Genomic DNA, 2,707 nt, shown 5'->3' with positions numbered 1-2,707 from the left:
TCGGCCCGCGTCCTGTAGGGGCGAAGCATTCGGGCAATAACCTATCGGTGAAAACGTAGATTTTCTATCCGAATGCTTCGCCCGTACTTATTCAGCAAACCCTAGATAGTCATACTAAATCCTGTTTAAAAGGTATAGGAGAGTGGGGAGAAGGGAGCGGGTTTTTCAAGTTGGATTGGGAGTTAATCATGCTATTAAAAACCGATTCAGTATAACGTTTCCGTTAGACATCAGACACTAATGGTAAACGACGAATACGAATACGGCTTGGCTCAACCGTAATGGCTGATCCTTGTTCTAAATCGTCCTCGCACTCAGCGATTACTGTCAACAAAAGATTCGTAAGTGCTTGGGCGCGTAATCTTTCAACCCGAATGCGAATGACTGAAGGAGTATTCGCCACATCAAGTGCCAGCAATGTATGGAAATCCGCATCGAGAGTAGCAACAACCCGTCCCTCGTCTCTAGCCCTTTGGATAATGTCTGAGTCTTCAGCTTCAGACATCCCTATTTCACCAACATGAATAGTGTCGATCCCAGCATCACATAATAAAGTTGCCGCAGAAAGCGGTAGTCCCTGATCAAGCAACAGCTTCATAGCGATTAGGAAGTTCAATGATGCGATCATCCAAGTAGGAAGAGGCAAAAATTAGGGCTTGTCGAATATCTTCATCCTCCAGTTCGGGAAACTCTTGATGTAATTCTGCTCGATCGGGATAAGTTGCCAGTAGCTCAATCACTCGACGAACCGTAAGGCGAAGATTACGAATGCAGGGTTGCCCATTCATACGGTTTGGATGGCTCGTAATACGATCTAGTTTCATTAGAGTAATTCTATTTCTTCATGATCATTTTAACCTTTAGCGGGGTAAGCAATGCCTGAAAAACATCCTCCACATATCCATTCTCCGTCATCAGATAAACCGTCACCCATACTATCTTTATATCACGTCCAAAAGCCTGTTAGTCAGATTAGCCCACACCACACTTTAACCCACAGTTTTAATCAATGGGCATGGTGCGTTCCCCAAAATCGATCAGTGGAGCAGTGGGAGCCACATTAGGGAACGCACCCTACGGCGATAGCGTACTGCTACGCAGTGCCTTCGGCATCGCACTGATGCTTTTAGAATCGCAATACCTCATAGCGTTCCTCCCGAAAACAGCCAAAACAGCCATACAACATAATGAAGGATCACGATCGCCCAAAAAGTGACTTGATAAGACTTTTTCTGACCTTTATGGCGCAATATTCGCTGGGCAATAAACCCGCCCAACCATCCACCTGCAAGTTCACACAGATGTAGCGTTTGTTCAGAAGTTCGCCAATCCTTTCGTTTAGCACGAGATTTATCATCTGCGTATAGAGCGTAAGTCACTAAACTCATTACGGGATAAAGAATCAGTGGAATGGGATTGCGTGTCGTCCATGTAAAATGAATAGCTCCAAACAAAGGCAGAAGCGACAACAGAACTACCTCAACTATCGGAAAGCTTGAAATGATGGCATCAGAGGGTTTAGTTCGACTACTTGAAGGTTCTGACTTGTTTCTTGCTCCCAGAATAAATGCGTTGTAAGCTCGAACTTTGCCATCTGAGTCAACTATGCAGTGGTAATAAATCGTGTCGTTTTCTTGTGGACGACGGGTTGCATCTTTAACTTCAGAAATATGCAAAAAAACTTCTTGACTCCCATCAACGGGTTGAATAAAACCAAATCCACGCTCATCTTTCCATTTTGTAAGCTTTCCACTGCGGAGACCGGATTGCATAAAAAATCTCAATAACGAAAACTTTGTGGTTCTAACAAATCATCTTCAAGGACAGCCACAACCAAAAAACGAAGCAGCCCAACTACATATTATAGGTCAACTTTCTGCATAAAACTCTCTGAGGCAACGATATGGTTCAACTTTCGGTATAACACTCCATTTAGGCGCGATTGCCAGAACTTTTCCCTATATCACCCCCAAAAGCCTGTTAGCCAGATTAGCATATTGCCAAAAACCTTGTTTAACTAAATTCCTGACAATTAGGCTCATTCTAGCGATGATTCTTCGATCTGACCGCACCCATTGACAAAAATTTACAATTATTCGACCTTTAGCGATCGCTATCGGGGGATAGTTGTTTTTTGTTACAGCAGTGGGGGAGAAGGGAGCGGGTTTTTCAAGTTGGATTGGCAGTTAATCATGCTATTAAAAACCGATTCAGTATAACGGTGAAGTTGTGCGGCGGCAGATCACCCGTAATTTTTGTCGGTATTTTTGGTGAAGTCGGCTCCAACGCAGTGTTAGACGGCACTTACTTTACGGATTTCTACGCTGCCTTCTTCAAATACTTGAACCGTGAGTTGATAGCCTTCCATTATTGACATCCTCACCGCCGTAAACGGACGGTGATTCCCAAACCTCACGATTTAGGTTTCTGTTTCTTTCCCTTGCGGGGTTCCGCACCTGCCTTAACAGATTTACTCTGTTCTGGTCTTATGGTCGCTCTACAGACTGACACCGCAAGCCCTGCGGCCAAAATATTTTTACTGGCGTTAATATCTCGGTCATGGTGTGTCCCACAGTCTGGACAGTCCCATTCTCGAACATTTAACGGCATTTTCAAGGGCAATATACCCGCAATTACTACACCTTTTAGAGCTAGGAAACCATCTATCTATTTCGATGTAATTTCTCCCATACCAACGGCATTTATA

At 44.0% G+C, this 2,707-nt stretch carries 3 protein-coding genes and 1 pseudogene; all 4 read right to left on the bottom strand.

Annotated features, from left to right (window positions below; translation table 11 throughout):
• Positions 1–223 precede the first annotated feature (223 nt).
• A complete protein-coding gene (locus tag PX484_RS11950) occupies positions 224–598 on the bottom strand; it encodes a DUF5615 family PIN-like protein (RefSeq protein WP_287670010.1) in 375 nt (124 codons plus the stop codon).
• A complete protein-coding gene (locus PX484_RS11945; protein WP_002790012.1) occupies positions 582–824 on the bottom strand; it encodes a DUF433 domain-containing protein in 243 nt (80 codons plus the stop codon). The genes PX484_RS11950 and PX484_RS11945 overlap by 17 nt, the downstream gene beginning before the upstream one ends.
• 318 nt (positions 825–1,142) lie before the next feature.
• A complete protein-coding gene (locus tag PX484_RS11940; protein ID WP_002761869.1) occupies positions 1,143–1,772 on the bottom strand; it encodes a DUF1294 domain-containing protein in 630 nt (209 codons plus the stop codon).
• Positions 1,773–2,412: 640 nt separating this feature from the next.
• Positions 2,413–2,707 (bottom strand): annotated as a pseudogene (locus PX484_RS11935) (zinc ribbon domain-containing protein); the annotation flags it as partial.

This window comes from Microcystis sp. M49636_WE2, assembly GCF_030065375.1.
Classification (GTDB): Bacteria; Cyanobacteriota; Cyanobacteriia; order Cyanobacteriales; family Microcystaceae; genus Microcystis; species Microcystis aeruginosa_C.
This window is presented reverse-complemented; position numbering and strand designations above follow the sequence as displayed.

Coding starts and splice junctions, on each gene's coding strand:
- PX484_RS11945 (WP_002790012.1), bottom strand. CDS start 824: ATGAAACTAGATCGTATTACGAGCCATCCAAACCGTATGAATGGGCAA.
- PX484_RS11940 (WP_002761869.1), bottom strand. CDS start 1,772: ATGCAATCCGGTCTCCGCAGTGGAAAGCTTACAAAATGGAAAGATGAG.
- PX484_RS11950 (WP_287670010.1), bottom strand. CDS start 598: ATGAAGCTGTTGCTTGATCAGGGACTACCGCTTTCTGCGGCAACTTTA.